23 protein-coding genes are annotated in these 23,331 nt (G+C 66.1%); 6 read left to right on the forward strand and 17 right to left on the reverse strand.

All coding sequences use genetic code 11. From position 1 onward, the window contains the following. Positions 1-3: 3 nt before the first annotated feature. Both ACORJG_RS06765 and dusB read right to left on the reverse strand, forming a co-directional pair. The gene (locus ACORJG_RS06765) at positions 4-2,256 is read right to left on the reverse strand and encodes an ATP-binding protein (protein WP_427792595.1); all 2,253 of its coding nucleotides are present in this window, start codon (positions 2,254-2,256) and stop codon (positions 4-6) included. Further along, on the reverse strand, positions 2,256-3,305 hold the full coding sequence (gene dusB / locus ACORJG_RS06770; RefSeq protein ID WP_427792597.1) for a tRNA dihydrouridine synthase DusB: 1,050 nt from the start codon (positions 3,303-3,305) through the stop codon (positions 2,256-2,258). Before dusB ends, ACORJG_RS06765 begins: the two co-directional genes overlap by 1 nt. Positions 3,306-3,370: 65 nt before the next feature. On the opposite strand from dusB, the gene ACORJG_RS06775 reads away from it, so the two are divergent. Beyond that, entirely contained in the window at positions 3,371-4,513 is a 1,143-nt protein-coding gene (locus ACORJG_RS06775) for a bifunctional 2-C-methyl-D-erythritol 4-phosphate cytidylyltransferase/2-C-methyl-D-erythritol 2,4-cyclodiphosphate synthase (protein WP_427792599.1), read from the forward strand. Positions 4,514-4,521: 8 nt separating this feature from the next. On the opposite strand, the gene ACORJG_RS06780 is transcribed toward ACORJG_RS06775, so the two are convergent. After that, positions 4,522-5,820: an ATP-binding protein gene (locus ACORJG_RS06780; protein ID WP_427792600.1), complete on the reverse strand. Its 1,299-nt coding sequence runs from the start codon at positions 5,818-5,820 to the stop codon at positions 4,522-4,524. Then, positions 5,817-6,470, reverse strand: a complete 654-nt coding sequence (locus ACORJG_RS06785) for a response regulator (protein WP_427792602.1) — start codon at positions 6,468-6,470, stop codon at positions 5,817-5,819. The genes ACORJG_RS06780 and ACORJG_RS06785 overlap by 4 nt, the downstream gene beginning before the upstream one ends. A gap of 62 nt (positions 6,471-6,532) precedes the next feature. Here ACORJG_RS06785 and dsbD point away from each other — a divergent pair, with 62 nt between their 5' ends. The 4 genes from dsbD (at position 6,533) to ACORJG_RS06805 (ending at position 10,925) form a co-directional block, all read left to right on the forward strand. Beyond that, positions 6,533-8,488 (forward strand): protein-disulfide reductase DsbD, encoded by a 1,956-nt coding sequence (gene dsbD / locus ACORJG_RS06790; protein WP_427792604.1) that lies wholly within the window; start codon positions 6,533-6,535, stop codon positions 8,486-8,488. Further along, the gene (locus tag ACORJG_RS06795) at positions 8,485-9,279 is read left to right on the forward strand and encodes a prolipoprotein diacylglyceryl transferase family protein (RefSeq protein ID WP_427792606.1); all 795 of its coding nucleotides are present in this window, start codon (positions 8,485-8,487) and stop codon (positions 9,277-9,279) included. Before dsbD ends, ACORJG_RS06795 begins: the two co-directional genes overlap by 4 nt. Before the next feature lie 131 nt (positions 9,280-9,410). After that, positions 9,411-10,091, forward strand: coding sequence for a DsbA family protein (locus ACORJG_RS06800; protein ID WP_427792608.1), 681 nt, complete (start codon positions 9,411-9,413; stop codon positions 10,089-10,091). A gap of 57 nt (positions 10,092-10,148) precedes the next feature. Further along, positions 10,149-10,925 (forward strand): lysophospholipid acyltransferase family protein, encoded by a 777-nt coding sequence (locus ACORJG_RS06805; RefSeq protein WP_427792610.1) that lies wholly within the window; start codon positions 10,149-10,151, stop codon positions 10,923-10,925. Here ACORJG_RS06805 and ACORJG_RS06810 read toward each other — a convergent pair. Genes ACORJG_RS06810 through ACORJG_RS06860 form a run of 11 tightly spaced genes read right to left on the reverse strand, consistent with a single transcriptional unit; the run spans position 10,922 to position 20,309 of the window. Next, on the reverse strand, positions 10,922-11,731 hold the full coding sequence (locus tag ACORJG_RS06810; protein ID WP_427792612.1) for a MetQ/NlpA family ABC transporter substrate-binding protein: 810 nt from the start codon (positions 11,729-11,731) through the stop codon (positions 10,922-10,924). The two genes, ACORJG_RS06805 and ACORJG_RS06810, sit on opposite strands and share 4 nt — an antisense overlap. A 19-nt stretch (positions 11,732-11,750) precedes the next feature. Continuing rightward, positions 11,751-12,407: a methionine ABC transporter permease gene (locus ACORJG_RS06815; protein WP_427792613.1), complete on the reverse strand. Its 657-nt coding sequence runs from the start codon at positions 12,405-12,407 to the stop codon at positions 11,751-11,753. After that, positions 12,407-13,396, reverse strand: coding sequence for a methionine ABC transporter ATP-binding protein (locus ACORJG_RS06820; RefSeq protein ID WP_427792615.1), 990 nt, complete (start codon positions 13,394-13,396; stop codon positions 12,407-12,409). The genes ACORJG_RS06815 and ACORJG_RS06820 overlap by 1 nt, the downstream gene beginning before the upstream one ends. Before the next feature lies 1 nt (position 13,397). Then, positions 13,398-13,799 (reverse strand): HesB/IscA family protein, encoded by a 402-nt coding sequence (locus tag ACORJG_RS06825; protein ID WP_427792617.1) that lies wholly within the window; start codon positions 13,797-13,799, stop codon positions 13,398-13,400. 10 nt (positions 13,800-13,809) lie between these two features. Beyond that, entirely contained in the window at positions 13,810-14,208 is a 399-nt protein-coding gene (locus ACORJG_RS06830; RefSeq protein WP_427792619.1) for an SUF system Fe-S cluster assembly protein, read from the reverse strand. Between the two features lie 5 nt (positions 14,209-14,213). Continuing rightward, positions 14,214-15,467: an aminotransferase class V-fold PLP-dependent enzyme gene (locus ACORJG_RS06835; RefSeq protein ID WP_427792621.1), complete on the reverse strand. Its 1,254-nt coding sequence runs from the start codon at positions 15,465-15,467 to the stop codon at positions 14,214-14,216. Then, entirely contained in the window at positions 15,446-16,468 is a 1,023-nt protein-coding gene (gene sufD / locus ACORJG_RS06840) for a Fe-S cluster assembly protein SufD (protein ID WP_427792622.1), read from the reverse strand. Before sufD ends, ACORJG_RS06835 begins: the two co-directional genes overlap by 22 nt. Beyond that, complete coding sequence (gene sufC, locus ACORJG_RS06845; protein WP_427792624.1) at positions 16,465-17,214, reverse strand: Fe-S cluster assembly ATPase SufC; 750 nt, start codon at positions 17,212-17,214, stop codon at positions 16,465-16,467. The genes sufD and sufC overlap by 4 nt, the downstream gene beginning before the upstream one ends. A 21-nt stretch (positions 17,215-17,235) precedes the next feature. Next, positions 17,236-18,702: a Fe-S cluster assembly protein SufB gene (gene sufB, locus ACORJG_RS06850; protein ID WP_427792626.1), complete on the reverse strand. Its 1,467-nt coding sequence runs from the start codon at positions 18,700-18,702 to the stop codon at positions 17,236-17,238. Positions 18,703-18,705: 3 nt separating this feature from the next. Further along, positions 18,706-19,842 carry a cysteine desulfurase family protein gene (locus ACORJG_RS06855; protein ID WP_427792628.1) on the reverse strand — a complete coding sequence of 379 codons (1,137 nt, stop codon included), beginning with the start codon at positions 19,840-19,842 and terminating at the stop codon, positions 18,706-18,708. Next, a complete protein-coding gene (locus ACORJG_RS06860) occupies positions 19,839-20,309 on the reverse strand; it encodes an Rrf2 family transcriptional regulator (RefSeq protein ID WP_427792630.1) in 471 nt (156 codons plus the stop codon). Before ACORJG_RS06860 ends, ACORJG_RS06855 begins: the two co-directional genes overlap by 4 nt. A 161-nt stretch (positions 20,310-20,470) precedes the next feature. Here ACORJG_RS06860 and ACORJG_RS06865 point away from each other — a divergent pair, with 161 nt between their 5' ends. After that, positions 20,471-21,121, forward strand: coding sequence for an alpha/beta hydrolase (locus ACORJG_RS06865; protein ID WP_427792632.1), 651 nt, complete (start codon positions 20,471-20,473; stop codon positions 21,119-21,121). Positions 21,122-21,188: 67 nt separating this feature from the next. Here ACORJG_RS06865 and ACORJG_RS06870 read toward each other — a convergent pair whose 3' ends face one another. Beyond that, positions 21,189-22,145, reverse strand: a complete 957-nt coding sequence (locus tag ACORJG_RS06870; protein WP_427792634.1) for a DMT family transporter — start codon at positions 22,143-22,145, stop codon at positions 21,189-21,191. Between the two features lie 2 nt (positions 22,146-22,147). Further along, positions 22,148-23,287, reverse strand: coding sequence for an anhydro-N-acetylmuramic acid kinase (locus ACORJG_RS06875; RefSeq protein ID WP_427792636.1), 1,140 nt, complete (start codon positions 23,285-23,287; stop codon positions 22,148-22,150). Positions 23,288-23,331: the final 44 nt, after the last annotated feature.

Consider the following 23,331-nt stretch of genomic DNA (forward strand, 5'->3'; position numbering starts at 1 on the left):
CGCTTAATTCACCCCGCCCGATGCGCTGGAAGCGCGCTGGGCGGACTTGTGGTTCTGGGTCAGTGGGAAGATCAGGCACACGCGGGCGCCCGACAATGTCTCTGCGTCGGCCAAACGCAGTTCGCCGCCATGGTCTTCGCAGATACGCTTGACGATGGCGAGGCCGAGGCCCGTGCCCTTCTCACGGGTGGTGACGTAGGGTTCGGTCAGACGGTCGCGGTCCTTGGCCGGCAGGCCGACGCCGTCGTCTTCTATGATGAAGATCGCGCGCCCATCCTCGATTTCAAGCTGTGCGATGATGCCGGTCGCGCCTTCATCAGCAGGTTCCTGCGCCCGACGGGCGACGACGGATTCGCCTGCGTTCTTGAGGATATTGGCCAGCGCCTGCCCGACCATGCGGCCGTCGCACTCCAATCCTACACCCGGCAGCGGCTCGATCAGGTCGATGGCCACATCGGGCATGGCGACGCGACGCGCAAAGACGACCTCACGCAGCATTTCCGCCGGGTTTTCCACCGAGAAGCGCGGCGCGGGCATACGGGCGAATGACGAGAACTCGTCCACCATCCGGCCGATGTCGCCGACCTGACGAATGATGGTCTCGGTGCAGCGGTCGAAGACCTCGACATCCTCGCCGACCTGATCGCGATAGCGGCGGCGCAGGCGTTCGGCCGAAAGCTGGATCGGCGTCAGCGGGTTCTTGATCTCATGGGCGATGCGACGGGCCACATCACGCCAGGCGGCATTGCGCTGAGCCGTCACAAGCCGCGTGATGTCGTCGAACGTCAGGACCATTTCGCCGCCCTGCCCGCCTTCGATACGAACGCGCAGACGCATGGCCTCGCCATCCCGGCTGACGTCGATGTCTTCTTCGATATGGGCCTCGCCGCGTTCGGACAGTTCGCCCAGCTCCGGCGCCACCTCGGCCAGACGCAGGCCCTGCACCTGTTCAGGATCAAGGCCCAAAAGCTGGCTGGCGCTGTCGTTGATGGCAGAGATGCGTCGCATTCGGTCCAGGCCGATCACCCCGGCGCTGACGCCCGACAGAACGGTTTCGATGAACAGACTGCGTCCCTGCGCCTCTTCCGAGGCTGTTTTCAGCGCCGCCTGCTGGGTCTTGATGTCCTCGGTCATCCGGTTGAAGGCCTCGGACAGGACGATGATTTCCGACGGCGCGCCGGTGTTGTCGACCCGCGCGTCCAGATCGCCGCCCGCCACCCGGTCAGCCGCACGGACCAACCGCCCGATCGGCCCCGAGATCGAACTGGCCGCCGACATGGCCAGCCAGACCGCCCCCACCAGCACCAGCAACGCCGTCTCCAGATAGCTGAGCGCAAAGGCGGCCTGAATACGCGCGCGGCTTTCCTCAGCCACACGATAGGCGGTGATGGATTCCTCGCCGTTGCGCATCCGCTGGATCAGGCCCGGCGCCAGCGGCCGCACGACATACAGATAGGCGTCGCCGTAATCCGGCAGCGGATACAGCGCCCGCACCACATCCGGGTTTTCCGTCACCGTGGTCGGCGCGACATCGCCCGCGGCGCCTGTCTCGAAGGCTTCACGCGGCGGCGCGACGTAAGGGGGGGCGGCCGGCTGCTCGCCGCTGGCCAGCACCCGCCCCTGATCGTCCAGAATATAGACCGCCGGATAGCCGAAATAGTCGCCGATCTGCGTCAGGGCGCGCGAAAACTGGATGCGATGGTCGAACAGGTCGCGCACGCCGCCCAGTTCGGTCGTCATGGTCTCCAGATCGACTTCCAGACGCGCGCCGACATCGGCGACATAGGCGCGGCCGATCTCCGCGCCGTTCTCGACGGCCGAACGGACATTGGTGCTGAACCACTGATCCACCCCGCGGTTGACCAGCACCCCGAAAACCAGGGCGATCAGCACAGCCGGAACAACCGAAACGAGCGAGAATAAGGTCACGAATCGCAAATGCAGGCGCGCGCCGGGATCGTTCCGGTTCCGTGTCAGCCGCAACACGCGCCCGCCGATCACCCCCGCCAGACCGACGATTAGGATCAAATTGGCCAGCAGGATGAACAGAACGACCTGACTGGTCGCGGTGCGCGCGTCTCCACCCGCCGTGGCGCCCGGCGCAATGGCCACCAGCCAGATGGCCGCTGCCGTAATCAGGAAGGCGACGGCGTATGCGGTTCCGAACAGGGCTCGTGCGCGGCCATCAGCCAAGCGCCCCCAGAACGAGCGTTCTGGGGTCTGTGGCTCAACCGTGGAAACGGGCGTGTCCGACATCAGGCCACAGCTTCGAACACCTGTGTCCCGTTTTCAACATCGAAGTTGCCCAAATGCGTCACGCCGAGCCAAAGCTCGGTCAGGGCGACCTCGACTTCCTGTGGTGTTTCGAGGCGGCACAGGCGCGCCTTGGCGGCGCGACGCTCCAGTGGATCGGCGGGCCACGGCGCTTGTTCAATGTACCAGCCCAGATGTTTCCTGAACATCTTCAGCCCCAAAGGGAGGCCGTAGAAGTCGGCCGACGCCCTCAAATGTTCGATGACGATGGCCAGACGCTCCTGCCGATCCGGCTCCTGAAGCTGGGCGCCGTCGATCAGGGCGCGTTCCAGATGCGCCGCCAGCCATGGCCGTCCATAGACGCCCCGGCCCAGCATCAGGGCGTCTGCGCCCGACCGGTCCAGCGCTTCGCGCGCCTGTTCGGCGGTGATGATGTCGCCATTGACGATGACGGGAATGGCGACCGCCTGCTTGACCTCGGCCACGGCGTCCCAGTCGGCCACGCCGGTGTAGAATTGCTTGCGCGTGCGGCCGTGGACGGTGACGGCGGCGACGCCCAGCGCCTCGGCCCTACGCGCCAGATCGGCGGCGTTATGGCTGTTTTCGTCCCAGCCCAGCCGCATCTTGACGCTGACCGGACGGCTGACGGCGCTGACGACCGCCTCCATGATCCGCGCGGCCTGATCCGGTGTTCGCATCAGGGCCGAGCCGCAGGCGGCGCCGGTAACTTCCTTGGCCGGACAGCCGAAGTTCAGATCGATGATGTCGGCGCCTGCCGCCTCGGCCATGCGCGCGCCCTCGGCCATGGCCGCCGCATCGCCGCCGACCAGCTGGATAACTGTCAGGGGCAGGCCTCCGCCTACAGCGGCGCGGCGCACCACGTCAGGACGGGCGCGCGCCAGTTCGACCGCCGCCACCATCTCCGTCGCCACATAGGCGGCGCCCAGCCTTGAGGCCAGCACACGGAACGGCAGGTCCGTGATCCCGGTCATGGGCGCCATCAGCACCCGCCCCGCGATCTTCACATCGCCAATCTGCAACCCGGTCGTCATGAGGCTCCTTAGCGCCGATGAAGGCCCCTCTCGTCAAGCGGAACCGGGACGCCTAGAAGACCCGCATGGAATTCTCAGCGATCGTCGTCGCCGCCGGTTCAGGCTCCAGGGCGGGCGGCGCCAAGCAGTGGCGCATCGTCGCCGGCAAGCCGGTCGTGCGTTGGTCGGTCGAGGCCTTGCTGGACGCCGGTGCGCGTGAAGTCGTCGTCGTGATCGCCGGCGGGGCCGAGGCTGAAGCGCGCGATGCTCTGTCGAGCCTGAGCGGCTGGCGAGCCGTCACCGGCGGCGCCACGCGCGCAGAATCAGTCTGCGCGGGCCTGTCCGCCCTGAACGGCGCAGACGATGATCCCGTGCTGATCCACGACGCCGCCCGCCCCTTCCTGAGCGCCGAAGTCATCGCGCGCCTGCTGGAGGGCCTGAACGGGGCCGACGGCGCCCTGCCCGCCCTGCCCGTCGCCGACAGCCTGCGCCGGGGCGATCAGGACATGGTCGTCGGCGCCGTCGACCGCGACAACCTGTGGCGCGCCCAGACCCCGCAGGTCTTCCGGCTCAAGACCATCCGCGACGCCTATGCCGTCTGGCCCGCCGACGAAGCCGCCACCGACGAAGCCGCCGTGGTCGAGCGCGCGGGCGGCCGCGTCCGACTGATCCCGGGCGATCCGCGCCTGATGAAGCTGACCTATCCAGAGGATTTCGCCATGGCCGAGGCCCTGTCCGCCGCCCGCACCGTCACCCGTATCGGTCAGGGCTATGACGTCCATCGCTGGGGGCCGGGCGCGTCCGTCTGGCTATGCGGGGTCGAGATTCCGCACGATCAGACCCTGATCGGCCATTCCGACGCCGATGCAGGCCTGCACGCCCTGACCGACGCCATTCTGGGCGCCATCGCCGACGGCGACATCGGCGACCACTTCCCGCCCAGCGACCCCAAGTGGAAGGGCGCCTCGTCCGACCGCTTTCTGGTCTACGCCGCCGAGCGCGTCGCCCTGCGCGGCGGGCGCATCGTCAATGTCGACGTGACCCTGATCTGTGAGCAGCCCAAGGTGAAGCCGCACCGTCTGGCCATGCGCGAACGGCTGGCGGAGTTGCTGAAGTTGCCGCTGGACGCCGTCAGCGTGAAGGCGACCACCAGCGAGGAAATGGGCTTCGTCGGCCGCAACGAAGGCCTGGCGGCGCAGGCCGTGGCCTCCATCGAAATGCCTGCCTGATCGTTCAATCAGCCGCGCCGGATCGGCAGGCCGTGCAGTTCGACGCGCAGTCCGCCCAGCGCTGACGGCGTAAACCGCACCATGCCGCCATGCGCATTCATCGTCGATAGGAAGATGGACAGGCCCAAACCGCTGCCACCGACGGGGGCGTCGGCGGTGCGAAAGAAGCGGCGGCCCAGACGTTCCAGATCAGCCGCCGATACGCCCGGCCCGTCATCCTCGATCACCAGAAGAGCCGCGTCGCCTTCGCCTTCGACAGAGACGCGGATACGGCTGCGCGCCATGACTTTGGCGTTGGCCAGAAGATTGGCCGCCACCGTCTCGAAACGGTCCGGCTGGACATGAATCTGGAAAGGCTGATCCGGCGTTTCCAGACGACTGTCTGCGTCGAAAAACTCATGCAGGTCGGTCCAGCGACGACTATCCGGTGTAATCGCCGCCTCATCTTCGCGCGCCAGCACCAGCAGCCCCGTCACCAGACGCGCGGTGCGATCAACCGAGGCCTGGATCTGCTCCAGCGCATGTTTACGTACGGCGTCATCGGTCGCATTGGCCGCGATCTGCGCCTGAATCCGCAGCCCCGCCAGCGGCGTGCGCAGTTCGTGGGCGGCGGCTGCAGTGAACTCCGTCTCTCGACGGCGCGCCTCGCTGACGCGGGCGATCAGGTCGTTCAGGGCCGAGACGAACAGCTGCAAGTCCTTGCCCCCCGGCGCCACGTCGACAGGCGTCAGATCGTCGGCGCGACGGCTGGCAAGGGCGCGGGTCATCTGTTCGATCGGCCGCAGCCCCGCCCCTACCGACCACCAGATCAGCACGCCCAGCGCCAGAAAGCCCAGCACCGCAGGCCCCAGCAGGCCGGTTACGACGCTGCTGACCAGATGCTCGCGAATGGCCAGACTGTCGCCGACCATGACGCGATAACCGCCTTCTGGCACATGGACCGTATAGACACGCCAGCGCTCGCCTCGGATCACCTCTTCCGAAAAGCCGTCGCCGCCGTCTGCCAGCATTTCCGCAGGCGCGCTTTGAGAGCGGGCGATAAGTTCGCCCTTCATCGTCCAGATCTGACAGGACAATTGACGATCATAAGCGGTCCCCGCCTGCGTCGCTTCTTCGTTGATGACAGGTGAGACACGGCCCGGTTGCATCATGGATGAAACCATGCGCGCGGATTCCATCAGGCGTCGGTCCAGCACGCGCTGAACCTCATTGCGTGTCTGGACCTCGACCCAGACGACCGCCCCGCCCCATACCAGGGCGGTCACCAGCGCCAGAATGGCGAACAGCCGCGTCCGGATCGACATCATTGCAGCGTGTATCCCAGACCGCGCACGGTGCGGATGAAGTCGGCGCCCAGCTTGGCGCGCAGGTGATGGATGTGAACCTCGACAGCGTTGGAGCCGATGTCCTCCTGCCAGCCGTATAGGCGTTCCTCCAGCTGGCTGCGCGACAGAACCTGTGAAGGCCGCTCCATCAGGGCCTCAAGAATGGCGAACTCGCGGCGTGACAGGTGCAGATCGCCCTCGCCGCGCCACGCCAGCCGCGACTTCGGGTCCAGCGTCACCCCTTCATGCGACAGCGCCGGTTGCGAGCGACCCAGCAGTCGGCGTCGAACCGCCCGCAGGCGCGCCGCAAGTTCATCCAGATCAAACGGCTTGCCCACATAGTCGTCGGCCCCGGCGTCCAGCCCGGTGATGCGGTCGCGGCTGTCGTCGCGCGCCGACAGGATCACCACGCCGACATCCATGTCTCGCTGGCGCACAAAACGCAGAATCTCCAGCCCGTCGCCGTCCGGCAGGCCCAGATCCAGAACCACGGCGTCGAAAGCCGAGCTTTCCAGCGCCGCCAGCGCATCCTCAAGCCGAGACACAGGCTCGATCGTCCAGCCGCAGGCGCTAAGGCCGACGTGCAGGCCATCGGCCAGAACCGGATCATCTTCAACGATGAGCAATCTCATTGGCTATTGATGCGAACTCCGGCTTAAGCCTGACTTAAGCTCTTTCTCCGACCCCGGCAGGCATGAAGATCAAACCCTGGCGACTTATCGCGGCCCTGGCCGTGCTCATGCTGTCCATCCCCGCGGCCGGTCTGGCGGCGGGACAAGCCCTCGGCTCGGGCTTCGGCCAACAGCCCGTCCTGTCGCCGCAGGAAGCGTTCAGGCTTCAGGTGTCGCGCACAGACAGCGGCGACATGGTCTTCGCGTGGAAGATCGCGCCTGGCCACTATCTCTATAGGGACCACACGGCGGCGACAGGGCCGGACGGCAAGACGGAAATGCCGCTTCGTCTTCAGGCCGGTGAAAAGAAGGACGACCCCGGCTTCGGCATGGTCGACATCTGGCGCGATGCCGGTCGCGCGGTGCTGTCGGCCGATGCATTGAAGCGCGCAGGCGAACCGGCCTCGGTCAACATCACCTATCAAGGGTGTATGGAAAACTCGATCTGCTACCCGCCGACCACGCGGACAGTGGATGTGCCAGCCATGCCGACGCCGCGTGTCGTCACGCGCGAGGCCGAGCCCGCCGCAGCTGAGGCTGCGACAGCCCTAGCGATCAAGACTGCGCCCACCGCCACGCCACAGGTCGAAGAAACGGCCAACGCTGCGACAGATCCAGCCGCGCCTGAACCGGCCACGGCCATCGAGGCGCCTGTTGTTCAGCTTCAACAGGATCAGGGTTTCGTTGATCGACTGGCCAGTCAGGGCGGATCGGTCTGGGTGCTGCTGGCCTTCTTCGGGTTCGGCGTCCTGCTGGCGTTCACGCCCTGCGTCTTTCCCATGTATCCGATCCTTGCGGGCGTCATCGGACGCGGCGTCGATGGACAGGGCACGCGGCGCGGCCTGATGCTTTCGGTCGCGTATGTGCTGGGCCTGTCCGTCGCCTTCGGCCTGTTGGGCGTGGTTGCGGCGTGGTCGGGCCAGAACCTGCAGATGGCGCTTCAGTCGCCGTGGGCGGTCGGCGCCGTCGCAGCGATCTTCTTAATATTGGCGGCGTCGATGTTCGGCGGGTTCGAGCTTCAGCTGCCCTCGGCGTGGACCAGCCGCCTGTCGGGCGATGCTGGAACGGGGCGTCGGTCACTGGCGTCGGCGTTTGGGCTGGGCTTCGTCTCGGCCCTGATCGTCGGGCCGTGCGTCACGGCGCCGCTGGCAGGCGCCCTGATCTATATCGCCCAGACAGGCGATGTCGTTCTGGGCGCCGCCGCCCTGTTTTTCCTTGGTTTGGGCAAGGGCGTTCCGTTGATCGTCTTCGGTGCGGCTGGCGCGCGCTTCCTGCCCAGGGCCGGTGCGTGGATGAACCGCGTCAAGGTCATCTTCGGCTTTGTCTTCCTGGGCATGGCCTGGTGGCTGGCCGGGCGCATCATGCCGCCCGCCGCCACACTGGCGCTAGGGGCGGCCCTGAGTTTCGCCGTCGCAGCGGCGCTGGGCCTGTTCCGCCCGGCGGCTTCCAGCACGCTGGATAATCTGGCCCGTGCGGCCGGTCTGGCGGCCGCTGTCTGGGGCGCACTGCTATTGATCGGCCTGAGCCTGAACGCCGTCAGCCCGTGGCGTCCGCTGGAGCCTCTGGCCCGTCCTACAGTCGCGGTCGGCGCCGCCGCGCCGGGTGCAGCGACGCCTGTCGCCGTGGTCACGGATAAGGCGGCGCTGGACGCAGCCATCGCACAGGCCGCCGCCCGATCTCGCCCCGCCTTCATCTATTTCACGGCCGAATGGTGCGTCAGTTGCCGTGTGATCGAGCGCCAGGTCTTCGCCAACGCCGATGTTCTGGGCCAGCTTGGCGGCGTTGATCTGATCGAGGTGGACGTCACCCGTACGACGCCGCAGACGCGCGAACTACTGGACCAATACCGCGTGGTCGGCCCGCCGACGATGATCTTCCTGTCCAGAACATCAAAAGAAGCGCCGGAAAGCCGCCTGATCGGCGAGGTTCCCGCCCGCGCCGTGCTGGCCTCGCTGGAACGAGCAGGGGCGGCGCAATGAACAGCCTGTCGCTAGGGCCGCTGGTCCTGTCCGGCGAGCGGTTCGCCATCATCGCAGGCGTCGTGGTCTTCATGGTCGTGTCCAGCGTTCTGGTCAGCCGGATCAGCGGACGCTTCAATCTGTGGAGCACGGTCGTCACACTCGGCGGCATCGCGGTCGCGCGGTTGGCGCACGTCGCTGCCCATTGGGAGTATTTCAGCGGCGACCCCATGCGGGCGTTCGCCGTGTGGCAAGGCGGTTTCGCCTGGCTGTGGGTCCTGCCCTTCATCGTCGTAGCGACCTTCTTTCTGCTCAAGACTCCGAAGGAGCGCGCCTGGGCCATCGCTCCCGTCGCGGCGGCTGCGCTTGTCTGGGTCGCGGTGCATCAACTGGCCTCAGCGACCGAGCCGCTGCCGCCTGCTGAACTAACGCTGGCCCGAATGGACGCAGAGCCGATCGATCTGGCCGCGCCCGTCAATCAGCCGACCGTCATCAACATCTGGGCGACGTGGTGCCCGCCGTGCCGCCGCGAGATGCCCGCCCTGGCCCAGGCCGAACAGGCGCACCCCGACGTGCGCTTCCTGCTGATCAATCAGGGCGAGAGCGAGGAAACCGTCCGCACCTGGCTGGATCGCGAAGGACTGACGATGAAGCACATCCTGTTCGATACGGGGATGCAGTTGCCCCATCATTATCGAACAGCGGGCATTCCGGTGACGCTGTTCCTTCATTCAGACGGGCGCCTGGCCAAGGCCCACATGGGCGAGATCGCACCCGAACAGATTTCATCCGAAATCGCCCGCTTGAATTAACCGGCTTATCCGGCCTTAAGCGTGGCTTAAGCCAGCCTTCCGACCAAGGCTCATCCAACGACGCTCGGGCGTCGCCTCCCTCCGCCCTACCGTGCGACGCTGCGTCGGACGCAGCAGGAAAGTTTGTATCGATGAAGAAACCCGCCCTTGCCCTGTCGCTCGCCCTCGCTACGACGCTGGCGGCCTGTGGTCCGGCCGACGCCGGAAACGCTCCGACCGCAGCAGCGGCCGCAGGCGTCTCGGGCGCGCAGGATCTGCCGATGGTGGTCGAGGTTGGTTTCAGAGATCTGCTGCGTGATCCGGCGACGCCCTTCATCGGCGCCGAAGAGGCCGATGTCACCATCATCGGCTTCATGGATTACAACTGCCCCTACTGCAAAATGATGATCCCCGAGTTGGAGGGCCTGATGAAGGCCGATCCCAAGGTGCGAATCCTCTACAAGGAGTGGCCCATCTTCGGCGCAGTTTCCGAGGATATCGCCCGCATGGCCATGGCCGCCAATTATCAGGGCAAATATCACAAGCTGCACAAGGCCTTCATGGCCTCGGAAGGCCGCATCCCTGACGAACTGGCGGCGCGCAGGATCGCCCAGGGCGCAGGCATCGATATGGCCCGTCTGGATCGCGACCTGTCGACCCACCGCCAGGAGATCGACGCCGTGATCCAGCGCAACACGCGTGAGGCCTCGGCGCTGGCGCTGAACGGCACGCCGGCCTTCATCATCAACGGCAACCTGATCCCCGGCGGGATGCCGCAGGCCCAGCTGGAAGCCATCATCGCCCGCATTCGCGCCGGCCAACCGGTGCGTTGATCCGGCGGGCTTCACTTTACGCTCGCCTCTGAACGGCAGGCTGGCATATTCAGCCTAATGCGAAGCCTGCTGTTCAACATCGCCTATTGGGCGCTTTCCATCTCCTACGGCCTGGCCGCCGCCTTTGCAGCCCTGGCGCCGGGCCGTAAGGCTACGAGCTGGATCATCCGCCGTTATGTCCGGCGCATGGTTCAGGCCATGAGCCTGTTTGCGGGAATCCGCATCGAAACGCGCGGCAGGGAACGCCTGCCGCAGGGCGCCTTCATCATAGCTTCAAAGCACCAGAGCTGGGGCGACGGCTTCGCCACCTATGACCAGTTCGACGACGTGGCCTTCGTCACCGGCGACCATCTGGAGAAGTTCCCTCTGCTGGGAACAGTGCTGAAGAAGCTGGGCGCCATCGTCGTCAACAACTGCGGCGGCCACGCCGCCCGCGCAGCCCTGAAAGAGCGCGCCGCCGACGCCAATCGCGAGGGCCGCAAGATCCTGATCTATCCGGAAGGCCATCTGGCGAAGGTCGGCGAGAAGTTCCGTTACCGCTCGGGCGTCTGGCACATGTATCGCGACTTCGACATGCCGGTCGTGCCGCTGGCGACCAATCTGGGCCTGTTCTGGTCGCTGGAAGAGTTCCACAAAAACCCCGGCACGGCGACGCTGGAATTCCTCGAACCCATCCCGACCGGCCTGCCCAAGGCCGAGTTTCTGGAACGGCTGGAAGCCGCGGTTGAAGGCAAGACGGCCGAACTGATCGCCGAGGCGACGGGTGAGCCGGTCAGGACCGCCGTTCTGGTTGAGTCCAAGGATGAAACCGCCAAGGCCGCCGCAGCCGCCTAGGCCGCCGGGATCACAGCGCCTTCATACTTCGTGGCGATGAAGTCCTTGATCGCCTGACCACGTAGAGCGTTGGCCAGCGCCTGAACACGCGGGTCGTTCTGATTATCCGGGCGCGAAACCAGATAGTTCACATATGGGCTGTCGGCGCCTTCCAACTGCAACGCATCCGTTTTGGGTTTCAGCCCGGCGTCGAGGGCGTAGTTGGTGTTGATCACCGCGCCGTCCACCTGAGGCAGGATGCGCGGGATGGTGGCGGCCTCGACCTCCTGGAACTTCAGCCCCTTGGAATTGGTCGCGATGTCACGCACGGTCTGCAGCGGGTTCTGCGGGTCTTTCAGGGTGATCAGCCCCGCCGCCTGCAACAGCAACAGTGCGCGGCCGGTGTTGGAGGCGTCGTTCGGCACGACGATCTGCGCGCCGCTCGGCAGGTCAGCCAACGCCTTGTGCTTACGCGAATACAGGCCCAGCGGCTCGATGTGGATGCCCGCCACCGTGATCAGGGTCGTGCCGCGCGCGGTGTTGAACTCGTCCAGATAGGGCTTGGTCTGGAAGTAGTTCACATCCAGCCGTTTTTCAGACAGTTGCACGTTCGGCTGAACGTAATCGTTGAAGACCTTGATCTCGATCGGCACGCCTTGCGCGGCCAGGATCGGCTTCACCTGCTCCAGGATTTCGGCGTGCGGCACGGCGGTGGCGCCGACCAGCAGGGGCGCGCCCTCGGGCCCCGCCTTCTTGTCCGCGCCCTGACCGCAGGCGGCGAGCGTCAGGACAGCGGCGGCGGAAAGCAGCAGCGAACGGCGGATCATGGGGCAGGCTTTCGAAAAATCAGCGGTGCGAGACCTTAGCGACCAGACGGTCGCCGATCATCTGCAGAATTTGCACCAGCACCAACAGCAAAACTACGGTCACGACCATGACGTCGGTCTGGAACCGCTGATAGCCGAAGCGGATGGCCAGATCGCCCAGACCGCCCGCCCCCACCACGCCCGCCATGGCGGTGTAGCTGACCAGGGCGATGACGGTGACGGTCGCGCCGGCGATGATGCCGGGCAGAGCCTCGGGCAACAGGGCGCGCGTCACGATCTGGAAGGTCGAGCCGCCCATGGCCTGCGTCGCTTCGACCACGCCCTTGTCCACCTCGCGCAGGGCCGTCTCGACCAGACGCGCATAGAAGGGCGCGGCCCCGACGACCAGTGGCGGAATGGCGCCCGCCACGCCCAGCGAGGTGCCGACCAGCAACACCGTCACCGGGAGCATGACGATCAGCAGAATAATAAAGGGCACCGAACGCAGCACATTGACGACGAAGGACAGCACGGCGTTCAGCACCGGATTGGCCGCCAGCCGCCCCTTGCCCGACAGATACAGCAGCACGCCCAGCGGCACGCCCAGGATCACGGTCAGCACCATCGATCCGCCCAGCATCAGCAGGGTGTCGACCGTCGCCTTGCCGATATCGGCCCAGTCCACATTGGCGAACATCAGACCGCCTCCACCACGACGCCGCGCGCGGCCAGTTGCGCCAGAGCCGCCTCGGCGTCACCGCCGGTGAAGGCCACCGTCATCTGGCCATAGGGCTCGCCCCGAATGCGGCTGATCCGGCCCGACAGTATTGAATAGTCAACGCCGACAGTGCGCGCGACGCGGCTCAACTCCGGTTCATAGGTGGAGGGACCACGGAAGGTCAGGCGGGCCATGGGCGCCCCGGCGGGCGCGACAGAGGCGTCGATCACTTCCTCGCCCTCGAACAGCATGGCGCGGGTCACGGCGTGCTGCGGATGCAGGAAGACGTCGGCCGTTGCGCCCTGCTCCACGATCCGGCCGTCCTTCAGCACCGCCACCCGGTCGCAAACTCGGCGCACCACCTCCATCTGGTGTGTGATCAGAACGATGGTCAGACCGAGGTCGCGGTTCAGCCCGTCCAGCAGGGTCAGGATGTCTTCGGTCGTCTCGGGGTCGAGGGCGCTGGTCGCCTCGTCGCACAGCAGGACGCTGGGACCGCAGGCCAGGGCGCGGGCGATGCCGACGCGCTGTTTCTGGCCGCCGGACAACTGGGACGGATGTTTTTTCGCATGATCGGCCAGCCCCAGTTGGGCCAGAAGTTCCGCCGTGCGGGCCTTCACCTCAGCCTCACGCCGCCCTTCCAGCCGCAAGGGGAAGGCGACGTTGTCCTCGATCGTCTTGGCGTTCAGCAGATTGAAATGCTGGAAGATCATGCCGATGCCGCGCCGCGCAGCGCGCAGTTCGGCGGCGTTCAGGGCGGTGATCTCCTGCCCATCGACGAAGACCTTGCCCGCGTCGGGCGTCTCCAGTCGGTTGATGGCGCGGATCAGGGTGGACTTGCCCGCCCCCGAACGGCCCACCACGCCGAACACCTCGCCACGCGCGACATGCAGGTCAACGGCGTCCAGCGCCGTGCGGTCGCCCGCCGCGCTGCGATAGCGCCGGGTCACCCCCTCCAGTCTGATCATGTCAGTCGGCGTCCAGAGCAGCGGCGGGGATGATGGTGACGCTCTCGCCGCAACCGCAGGCGTCCGTCTCATTCGGATTGCGGAATACGAACTTCGAGGCCAGCTTCGTCACCTCATAGTCGATTTCGGTGCCGATCAGGAACAGGACCGCCTTGGGCTCGATCAGAATGGTGACGCCCTTGTCCTCGACCACCTCGTCCAGCGGCATGGCTTCTTCGGCATAGGCGAAGGTGTATTCCTGCCCGGCGCAGCCGCTGTTCTTCACGCCGACGCGCAGGCCGACGTAATCCTTCTCGGCGTTGTCCATGATCTCGCGCACACGCGCGGCGGCGGCATCCGTCAAGGTCACCGCCTTGGGCCGGGGTCGCCGTGGCCGGGTCGTGGTCGTCTGAAGTTCGGTCATCAGAGCCTCCTCAGAACATGTTCAGGGCCAGCTTGGCCTCGTCGCTCATCTTGGAAGAGTCCCACGGCGGATCGAACACCAGATTGGCCTTGGCGCTGCGCACGCCCTCGACCTTGGCCACCGCCGTCTCGACCCAGCCGGGCATCTCGCCGGCGACCGGGCAGCCCGGCGCCGTCAGCGTCATTTCGACCAGCACGTCGCGGTCGTCTGATACGTCGACCTTGTAGATCAGGCCCAGTTCATAGATGTCGACCGGGATTTCCGGATCGTACACCGTCTTAAGCGCCTCGATCAGGTCGTCCGTCAGCTTGTCCAGCTCACCCTGTGACAGGGCGCTCTTCTGCGGCTCGTCCCAGCTGGCGGCGAAGGCGTCGCTGTCGGTGATCGCGTTGTCGGTCTTGGCGTCCATACTCGTCACACGAAGAAGTTCCGCGCCTTGATCAGCGCGTCCACGAAGGCGTCTGTATCCTCCATGGTGTTATATAGGGCGAAGGAGGCGCGTGCGCTTGCGCTGACGCCCAGTCTTTTCGCCAGCGGCTCGGCGCAGTGCAGCCCGGCGCGCACGGCGACGCCGTAACGGTCCATGATCTGGGCCACGTCATGGGCGTGCGCGCCCTCGACGGTGAAGGTCAGGATGGCGCCCTTCCCTTCGGCTTCACCCAGAATCCGCAGCCAGTCGTGTTCGCGCAGGCGCGCCACAGCATGGTGATACAGCGCCATCTCATGCGCCTGAATCGCCGCCGGGTCATATTGAGCCAGCCATTCGACCGCCGCGCCCATGCCGATGGCCTCAAGGATCGGGGGCGTCCCCGCCTCGAACCGATGCGGCGGCCCGGCGTAGGTCACGCCTTCCTTCTCGACCGTCACGATCATCTCACCGCCGCCCTGATATGGCGGCAGGGCGTCCAGCGCCTCGGCCGTGCCATACAGGACGCCGATGCCCGTGGGCGCGAACAGTTTGTGCCCCGTCAGAACATAGTAGTCGCAACCGATGGCCTGCACGTCCGGCGCCGCGTGGACTGCGCCCTGACAGCCGTCGATCAGCACCTGCGCCCCGGCCGCATGGGCCAGACGGGTGATCTCGGCGACCGGATTGATGGTCCCCAGCACGTTGGACATATGGGTGACGGCGACCAGCCTGGTCTTCGGCCCCAGCAGGGCGGCGAAGGCCTCCATATCCAACGAGCCGTCGTCCTTGATCGGCGCCCACTTCAGCACCACCCCGCGTCGTTCGCGCAGGAAGTGCCACGGCACGATGTTGGAGTGATGCTCCATCTCGGTGACGATGATCTCGTCGCCCGGCTGGATCAACAGACGGACGCCGTTGGCGACCAGATTGATCGCCTCGGTCCCGCCCTTGGTCCACACGATGTTGTCGGCCGACGGCGCATTCAAGAAACGGGCGACGATCTCGCGCGCCCGTTCATAGGCCTCCGTCGCCTCATTCGACAGGGTGTGCAGCCCCCGGTGAACGTTGGCGTAACTGCCCTCCATCGACGCGACCAGGGCGTCGATCACGGCGCGCGGCTTCTGCGCCGAGGCGGCGGTATCCAGATAGACCAGCGGCTTGCCGTTCACCTGACGCGACAGGATCGGGAACTGCGCGCGGGCGGCATAGGGGTCGAACCCCGTCATGGATGCGTGGGTCACAGGCGAGCCGTCAGCCATTCCCGCACCACCTCTCTGGCGCCTTCATGCTCGATGCGGTCGACGACCTCGATCAGGAAGGCGTGGGTCAACAGGGCGCGGGCCTCATCGGCCGAAATGCCGCGCTGCTGCATGTAGAACAGGGCGCTTTCGTCCAGCGTCCCGACGGTCGCGCCGTGGGCGCACTGCACCTCGTCGGCGTAGATGATCAGTTCGGGCTTCACGTCGATCTCGCCGCGATCCGAGGCGATCAGACCGTGGTGGCCCATGCGGGCGTCGGTGTCGTCCGCGCCCTTCTGGACCAGGATCTTGCCCTGAAAGACGCCGCGCGCCTCATCCCGGACCACGCCCTTGATCAACTGACTGGTCGTGCCGTTCGGCGAAACGTGGTCGATCACCGTGGTCAGGTCGAAGTGGCGCGCGCCGTTCAGCAGATACAGCCCGTCCACACGCGCATCGGCGCCCTCGGCCCCATGACGCAGGCGCGTCTCGTGACGTTGTAGCCTGGAGCCGGTGGCGACGATGGTCTGGCGATAACGGCCGCCTGCCTCCAGCCGCACCTCGGCCTCGGCCACCGAAATGGCGTCGGCGGGTTCGTCGGCCAAGACAATGCGGATCACCTCGGCGTCAGCGGCGACGTCGATCTCGACCTTGTTGTGAGCGACATAGGCCGAGCCCTTGCCCTCGTGCGTCTCCAGCAGCAGCAGGCGCGCGCCGGGGCGGGCGACGATGCGCGCCGCCGCCGTATGACCAGTGCCCGTCGCATCTGAGATGAAGCGCAGGCGCAGCGTCTGATCGCCCGAGGCGATATAGTCCTTCACCCCGACCGGGCGGCCGTTAGCGAAGACGATGGCGTCGCCGCCCAGATCATAGAACGGCCCCGGCGCGCCGACGACGGCTGTGCCGGACGGCTCAGGCGCTTCACGAAGAAAGCGCTTCAGGTCGCTGTATTTCCATTCCTCGACCCGCCGCGAGGGGAAGGTCGCGGCGTCGGTCAGGTCCAGCCGGGCGAGCGCCTTCATGCCGCCTCCGGCAGGAACTTGTCGTAGCCTTCCGCCTCCAGCTCATGCGCCAGCTCCGGCCCGCCCGAAGCGACGATGCGGCCGCCCGCCAGAACGTGCACGCGGTCCGGTTTGATGTAGTCCAGCAGGCGCTGATAGTGGGTGATCACCAGCATCGACCGTTCCGGACTGCGCATGGCGTTCACCCCGTCCGCGACAATGCGCAGGGCGTCGATGTCGAGACCCGAGTCTGTCTCATCCAGGATCAGCAGCGACGGCTCCAGCAGGGCCATCTGCAGGATCTCCATCCGCTTCTTCTCACCGCCGGAGAAGCCGACGTTCAGCGGCCGCTTCAGCATGTCGAAGTCCATCTTCAGCGACTGCGACGCCGCCTTGACCAGCTTCAGGAAGGCCGGGGCCGAGACCTCCTCCTCGCCGCGCGCGCGCTTCTGGGCGTTCAGCGCCGTGCGGATGAAGGTCATGGCCGGCACGCCGGGAATCTCGATCGGATACTGGAACGACAGGAACAGGCCCGCCGCCGCGCGCTCGGCCGGATCAAGGTCCAACAGGTCCCGGCCGTTCCACGAGGCGGAACCGTCCGTCACCTCATAGCCGGGACGGCCCGACAGGCTGTAGCCCAGCGTCGACTTGCCCGCCCCGTTCGGCCCCATGACCGCATGAACTTCGCCCGCAGGCACATCGAGCGTCAGACCCTTGAGGATCGGCTTGTCGGCGACAGAGACGTGGAGGTTATTGATCTTAAGCATTGTTTTTCTTCTTCAACTCACTCAGCCGACCGAGCCTTCAAGGCTGATCGCCACCAGCTTCTGAGCCTCGACGGCGAACTCCATCGGCAGTTCCTGCAGGACGTCGCGGACAAAGCCGTTGACCAGCAGGGCCACGGCCTCTTCTTCCGACAGGCCGCGCTGCTGGGCGTAGAAGAGCTGGTCCTCGGACAGGCGGGTCGTGGTCGCTTCGTGCTCCAGCTGGGCCGAGCCGTTGCGGACCTCGATATAGGGGATGGTGTGGGCGCCGCACGCCTTGCCGATCAGCAGGCTGTCGCACTGGGTGAAGTTGCGCACGCCCGTCGCCTTGGGGTGGATCGACACCAGGCCGCGATAGGTCGAGTCCGACTTACCGGCAGAGACCGTCTTGGCGATGATGCGGCTGCGGCTGTTCTTGCCCAGATGCATCATCTTGGTGCCGGTGTCGGCCTGCTGATGGCCGTTGGTGATGGCGATGGAATAGAACTCGCCCGAGCTTTCCTCGCCCTTCAGGATGCAGGACGGGTATTTCCAGGTGACGGCCGAGCCCGTTTCAACCTGCGTCCAGCTGACCTTGGAGCGATCGCCGCGACAGTCGGCGCGCTTGGTCACGAAGTTGTAGATGCCGCCCTTGCCCTCGGCGTCGCCGGGGTACCAGTTCTGGACGGTCGAGTATTTCACCTCGGCGTCGTCCAGGGCGATGATTTCAACGACCGCCGCGTGCAGCTGGTTCTCGTCGCGCATCGGCGCCGTGCAGCCTTCCAGATAGGAAACATAGCTGCCCTTGTCGGCGATGATCAGGGTCCGCTCGAACTGGCCGGTCTGGCTGGCGTTGATGCGGAAATAGGTCGACAGCTCCATCGGGCAGCGCACGCCCGGCGGGACGTAAACGAAGCTGCCGTCGGAAAAGACCGCGCTGTTCAGGGCCGCGAAATAGTTGTCGCTGACCGGAACAACGGTGCCCAGATACTGACGCACCAGATCAGGATATTCGCGCAAGGCCTCCGAAATAGGCATGAAAATCACGCCCGCCTTGGCCAACTCCTCCTTGAAGGTGGTGACGACCGAGACGCTGTCGAACACGGCGTCGACGGCCACCCTGGGCGCGCCCTGAACACCCGCCAGAACTTCCTGCTCCTTCAGCGGGATGCCCAGCTTTTCATAGACGGCCAGCAGTTCGGGATCGACCTCGTCCAGAGACTTCGGCCCCTCCTTCTTCACCGGCGCGGCGTAGTAATAGAGGTCCTGATAGTCGACAGGCTCGTATTTCACCGCCGACCAGGTCGGCTCTTCCATCGCCAGCCAGCGCTCATAGGCGGCCAGACGCCATTCCAGCATCCACTCCGGCTCGCCCTTCTTGTCGGAGATGAAGCGGATGATGTCGGTGTTCAGACCCTTGGGGGCGAACTCCTGCTCGACGTCCGTGGTGAAGCCGTATTTGTACCGCTCCAGTTCCGCGACTGTATCGATAGTTTCCTGAACAATAGCCATAGGTTACGCGACTTCCTTTACGCGCTCTTGCAAGCGCGCCTTATGCTTGTCCCAGGCCGCGACCCAGGCGTCGGCGAAGCGGGTCCAGTCAGCCTCGGTCGTGCCCCAGCCGCCGGAGACGCGCACGCCGCCGGTCGCCAGATGATGCAGGCCCATGGCGCTGATCGCCTTGGACGGCTTGACCTTGCCCGACGAACAGGCCGAACCGGCCGAGACCATGACCCCGACCAGATCGAGGGTGATCAGCTGCTGCGGGCTGTCCCAGCCCTCAACCGCCATGAAGAGGGTGTTGGGCAGACGCGGAACCGCGCCGCCGATAATTGTAGCGCCCGCCGCTTTGACACGTGCCTCGGCTGCATCACGCCAGGCGACGTGCGCCATGGCGGCGTCCAGATCGCGCGCGGCGCAATCAGCGGCAACGCCGAAACCGGCGATGCCGGGCACGTTCTCGGTTCCTGCACGCAGGCCGCGCTCCTGCCCCGCGCCGTGCAGGATGCGGATGGCGGAAACGCCGTCCTTCAGCACCAGAGCGCCCACGCCCTGCGGCCCGCCCAGCTTGTGCGCCGAGAGGGTCAGACTGTCGGCGCCCAGCGCCTTCATCGTCACCGGAACCTTGCCCGCCGACTGTATGGCGTCGACGTGCAGCCAGCCGCCCGCCGCATGGACCAGCTTGGCCGCCTCGGCGATCGGCTGGATCACGCCGCTTTCGTTATTGGCGTGATGAATGGCGACGACGGCTCGCCCCGGACGCGCCAGCGCCTCTATCAGCCAGTCCAGATCGACCACGCCGTTCGCATCCACCGGCAGCACTTCGACGGGAACGCCGCTGACGGCGGCGGCCTCGGCTACGCAGGGGTGCTCGGTCGCGCCAACGATCAGTCGTTCGCAACCGGCGGCCAGCGCGCTGTGGATCGCCTGAGCGTTGGACTCGGTGCCACCGGATGAGAAGACGATCGCCGTCGGATCGGCGCCGACCAGATCGGCCACCTGGGCGCGAGCGGTCTCGACGCGCGCCCGTGCGCGGCGCCCGGCGGCATGAACCGCCGAGGGATTTCCGTTATCGGCCAAGGCCCTGGCCATGACGTCCTGAACTTCAGGCCGAACCAGACCCGAGGCGTTGTAATCCAGATAGACGCTCACGCCGCCGCCTCCATGGATGACGGCGCATCCTTCTGTCCCATGCGCGTGCGGCTGGTGCGTTTTTCAATGACGTCGGACAGGCTGACCCCGGCCAGATAGCGATGGATCTCTGCGCCCAGATCTTCCCACAGGTCGTGAGTGATGCAGCGCGCGCCGCCCGTCATGCAGCCGCGAGGCGTGCCGTGAGCAGCGCAGCGCGTAGCGCGGATCGGTTCATCAACCGCCAGAACGATGTCGGCCACAACCGTCTCGCCCGCCGTCCTGGCCAGACGATAGCCGCCGCCAGGGCCGCGCACGCTCTTGACCAGACCGCCCTTGCGCAGCCGCGCAAACAGCTGTTCCAGATAGCTGAGTGAAATTTCCTGACGCGCCGCGATCTCGGCCAGCGAGACGGCGCGATCCGATCCGTTCTTCGCCAGATCGGCCATCGCCATGACGGCGTAACGTCCCTTGGTCGACAGACGCATCCCAATACCTCAAAAACCTAACGCTTTTCAGGCCCGCTGTGCTAAGACCCCCGGCCTCGCTGGCGAGCGCGTCGCGTTAAGGGGGGACTTAGAAAGTCCTACCTGCGTGGTCAAGTATTATCCGCCAGTGAAACGTCTGTTGATTGTAGGGGTCGCCATTCATGCCTGAAGTCATCCTGCCCGGCGCCGCTGGCCGCATCGAAGGCCGGTATTCTCCCGGCAAGCGTCCCGATGCGCCGATCGCCTTGATCCTGCACCCGCACCCCAAGGCGGGCGGGCACATGAACAACCCTGTCGCACTGACGATGCACCAGCTGTTCGTTCAGCGAGGCTTCGCCACCCTGCGCTACAATAGCCGCGGCGTGGGCAAGTCGCAGGGCGAGTTCGACAGCGGCATCGGCGAACTGGCCGACGCGGCCACGGCGCTGGACTGGCTTCAGGCCAACAATCCCGCCGCCACCCAGACCTGGGTCGCGGGTTATCAGTTCGGCGCCTACATCGGGATGCAACTGCTGATGCGCCGCCCCGAAACGGACGGCTTCATCTCAGTGTCGCCGCCGTCGAACATCTATGACTTCAGCTTCCTGGCGCCCTGCCCGGCGTCCGGCCTGTTCCTGCACGGAACGGCCGACACGGTCGTGCCTCCGGCCGAGGTCGAGCGCGTCGTCACCAAGCTGCGCTCGCAGAAGGGCATCGTCATCGACTATGAACTGGAAGAAGGCGCGACCCACTTCTGGCAGGATCATATCGGCGCCGTCGAGCGTCGCGTCAGCGCCTATCTGGACAAGCGACTAGCTGAAAAGCCCGCCTGATACAGTCTGATATGAAGAGCTGAAACGGCGCTCCGATCATTCGGAGCGCCGTTTCTGTATGCAGGGCCTAGTGCTCGCCTTCAGCCGCAGCTACGGCCGCAGGACGGTGAGCGCGAACGCACCAGATCACGCTGACGATCATCAGGATCATGGCCACGATCTCGATCACGGTCGGACCGCGCCGTTCCCAGATGAAGCCGTAGATGAAGGCGAACAGGGTCTCAGACACGATCATCTGGCCCAGCATGGTCAGCGGCAGCAGGCGGCTGGCCTGGTTCCAGAAGGCGTTGCCGATGACCGAGGCGAAGATCGCAACGCCCGCACTGACACCGATCAGGCGCACCCAGGCGTCGTCTGTCATCCCACCCAGCATGAACAGCGACGGAATGACCAACACAAGCGCCAACGCGCCGGTGACCACGCCAGTCAGCAATGACCACTCATGCGGGGTGATGTCGGGCAACCGCCCCATCCAGCGGCTGTTGCCGACAGCGAAGGCAGTCCACGACAACAAGGCCGCAACAGCGCATCCGAGCCCGATCAGGGTTGCGGTCCCGCTCTGCGCTGCGGCCCCGCCGCCGTGACTGAGCGATTCCCAGCCGATCAGACCGACAGCCAGGGCCGCCACAACGATGGGCGGCGCCACGCGCGACAGCGGCGGAGAATCCTTGTCCTTCAGGCCCCAGAGCGCCACGACCACGGGCACCATGCCGACGATCAGGGCCGAGGCCGCGACGCCCGCGTAATGCACGCCGACCACCAGGAAGGCGAAATAGACGAGATTCCCCGCCAGACTCAGCCAGACCAGCGCGCCCCACGCCTTGCGCGTCAGGGCCGCCGTCGCTCTTCGCCAGCGCGGCGCGATCAACAGGGCCGCGATCAGGCCATAGGCGAGGTAACGCCCGGCCGTCAGCAACAGAGGCGAAGCCTCAGGCACGACCTTGGGCGCCAGGAAGACCAGCCCCCACAGGGCGCCTGCCGCCAGCCCGCTGGCGACGCCCCAGAAACGCGATGAAGCCGCCACGCCTATTCTTCTCCCGGTTCTACTATCCGGCCGCCGGTCATCGGCGCTGCGACTCCCGTTGTGCCGGGGAAACTGATCGGCAGGCCCAGACGGCAGCGTGCCGCCAGAAAGGCGAAAGCCTCGGCCTCGATAGAGTCGCCGCGCCAGCCCTTGTCCTCGGCCGTCGAGACAGGGACGCCCACGCGATCACGGATGGCGGCCAGCAACACCGGGTTATGGCGACCGCCGCCGCAGACGACGATCTCTTTCGGCTGCTCCGAACAGCGAGCGACGCCCAACGCCACGGCCTGCGCCGCGAAGGCGGTCAGGGTCGCCGCAGCGTCCTCCAGCGACAGTTGCGCCACTGGGTCCAACGAGAAGTCGAAACGATCCAGCGACTTAGGACCGCTCGTCGCGAAATAGGGATGGGCCAGATAGGCATTCAGCACGGCCTGATCGACCGTTCCCGCCTCCGCCAGACGGCCGCCCTCGTCCATCCGCTTCTTCATGCGCGACTGAACCAGCAGATCGACCATGCCGTTGGCCGGGCCGGTGTCGAAGGCCTCCAGTTCGCCGTCAGCGCGGATCAGGGTGATGTTGCCGACGCCGCCCAGGTTCAGCACGGCGACCGGCCCTGACAGGCCCGCCTTGCGGACCAGCGCCGCGTGATAGACCGGCGCCAGCGGCGCGCCCTGCCCGCCCGCCGCCACATCGGCGCTACGGAAATCAAAGGCCACCGGCGCGCCCAGCCCCTCGGCCACGCTGACGGCGTCGATCAACTGCACCGTGCGGCCCGGCAGGTCGGGCGTAGGCGCTTCATGCAGCACCGTCTGGCCGTGGACGCCGACCAGATCCAGCGCGCTGGACTTCACCCCGTTCACCGCCATGAAGCCGAGCGCCGCCGCCAGATGCGCGTCGGCCACGGCCATGCGCGCGTCTTCAAAGCTGTCCGGCTCTTCTTCATCGCGTTCCCAGTCGAAGGCGTCGTCGATAGCGTCCTCAATGATGGCGCGGGTTTCACCGTCCAGCTTCATCTCGCCGGCGGGGCCGAAAGACAGGATGTCATGGCCGTCCGTCTCGATCACCGCCATGTCCACGGCGTCCAGCGAGGTGCCGGTCATGAAGCCAAGCACGCGAAGGGTCTTTTTCGGGGAGGTCGTCATGGCGGCTTGACTGCCACGTCGTGCGCGACGTAGCTAGCGCCCAT

Origin of the sequence: Brevundimonas diminuta (genome assembly GCF_050310045.1) — a bacterium.
In the GTDB taxonomy this organism is placed as follows: Bacteria; Pseudomonadota; Alphaproteobacteria; order Caulobacterales; family Caulobacteraceae; genus Brevundimonas; species Brevundimonas diminuta_F.

Excerpts from the sequence above, each read along its gene's own strand:
- ACORJG_RS06815 (WP_427792613.1), bottom strand. The coding sequence starts at position 12,407 with ATGTTCGCCAATGTGGACTGGGCCGATATCGGCAAGGCGACGGTCGAC.
- ACORJG_RS06830 (WP_427792619.1), bottom strand. The coding sequence starts at position 14,208 with ATGGACGCCAAGACCGACAACGCGATCACCGACAGCGACGCCTTCGCC.
- ACORJG_RS06785 (WP_427792602.1), bottom strand. The coding sequence starts at position 6,470 with ATGAGATTGCTCATCGTTGAAGATGATCCGGTTCTGGCCGATGGCCTG.
- ACORJG_RS06825 (WP_427792617.1), bottom strand. The coding sequence starts at position 13,799 with ATGACCGAACTTCAGACGACCACGACCCGGCCACGGCGACCCCGGCCC.
- dsbD (WP_427792604.1), top strand. The coding sequence starts at position 6,533 with ATGAAGATCAAACCCTGGCGACTTATCGCGGCCCTGGCCGTGCTCATG.
- sufB (WP_427792626.1), bottom strand. The coding sequence starts at position 18,702 with ATGGCTATTGTTCAGGAAACTATCGATACAGTCGCGGAACTGGAGCGG.
- ACORJG_RS06865 (WP_427792632.1), top strand. The coding sequence starts at position 20,471 with ATGCCTGAAGTCATCCTGCCCGGCGCCGCTGGCCGCATCGAAGGCCGG.
- dusB (WP_427792597.1), bottom strand. The coding sequence starts at position 3,305 with ATGACGACCGGGTTGCAGATTGGCGATGTGAAGATCGCGGGGCGGGTG.
- sufD (WP_427792622.1), bottom strand. The coding sequence starts at position 16,468 with ATGAAGGCGCTCGCCCGGCTGGACCTGACCGACGCCGCGACCTTCCCC.
- ACORJG_RS06810 (WP_427792612.1), bottom strand. The coding sequence starts at position 11,731 with ATGATCCGCCGTTCGCTGCTGCTTTCCGCCGCCGCTGTCCTGACGCTC.
- ACORJG_RS06800 (WP_427792608.1), top strand. The coding sequence starts at position 9,411 with ATGAAGAAACCCGCCCTTGCCCTGTCGCTCGCCCTCGCTACGACGCTG.
- ACORJG_RS06805 (WP_427792610.1), top strand. The coding sequence starts at position 10,149 with ATGCGAAGCCTGCTGTTCAACATCGCCTATTGGGCGCTTTCCATCTCC.
- ACORJG_RS06775 (WP_427792599.1), top strand. The coding sequence starts at position 3,371 with ATGGAATTCTCAGCGATCGTCGTCGCCGCCGGTTCAGGCTCCAGGGCG.
- ACORJG_RS06835 (WP_427792621.1), bottom strand. The coding sequence starts at position 15,467 with ATGGCTGACGGCTCGCCTGTGACCCACGCATCCATGACGGGGTTCGAC.
- ACORJG_RS06875 (WP_427792636.1), bottom strand. The coding sequence starts at position 23,287 with ATGACGACCTCCCCGAAAAAGACCCTTCGCGTGCTTGGCTTCATGACC.
- ACORJG_RS06795 (WP_427792606.1), top strand. The coding sequence starts at position 8,485 with ATGAACAGCCTGTCGCTAGGGCCGCTGGTCCTGTCCGGCGAGCGGTTC.
- ACORJG_RS06860 (WP_427792630.1), bottom strand. The coding sequence starts at position 20,309 with ATGCGTCTGTCGACCAAGGGACGTTACGCCGTCATGGCGATGGCCGAT.
- sufC (WP_427792624.1), bottom strand. The coding sequence starts at position 17,214 with ATGCTTAAGATCAATAACCTCCACGTCTCTGTCGCCGACAAGCCGATC.
- ACORJG_RS06820 (WP_427792615.1), bottom strand. The coding sequence starts at position 13,396 with ATGATCAGACTGGAGGGGGTGACCCGGCGCTATCGCAGCGCGGCGGGC.
- ACORJG_RS06765 (WP_427792595.1), bottom strand. The coding sequence starts at position 2,256 with ATGTCGGACACGCCCGTTTCCACGGTTGAGCCACAGACCCCAGAACGC.
- ACORJG_RS06780 (WP_427792600.1), bottom strand. The coding sequence starts at position 5,820 with ATGATGTCGATCCGGACGCGGCTGTTCGCCATTCTGGCGCTGGTGACC.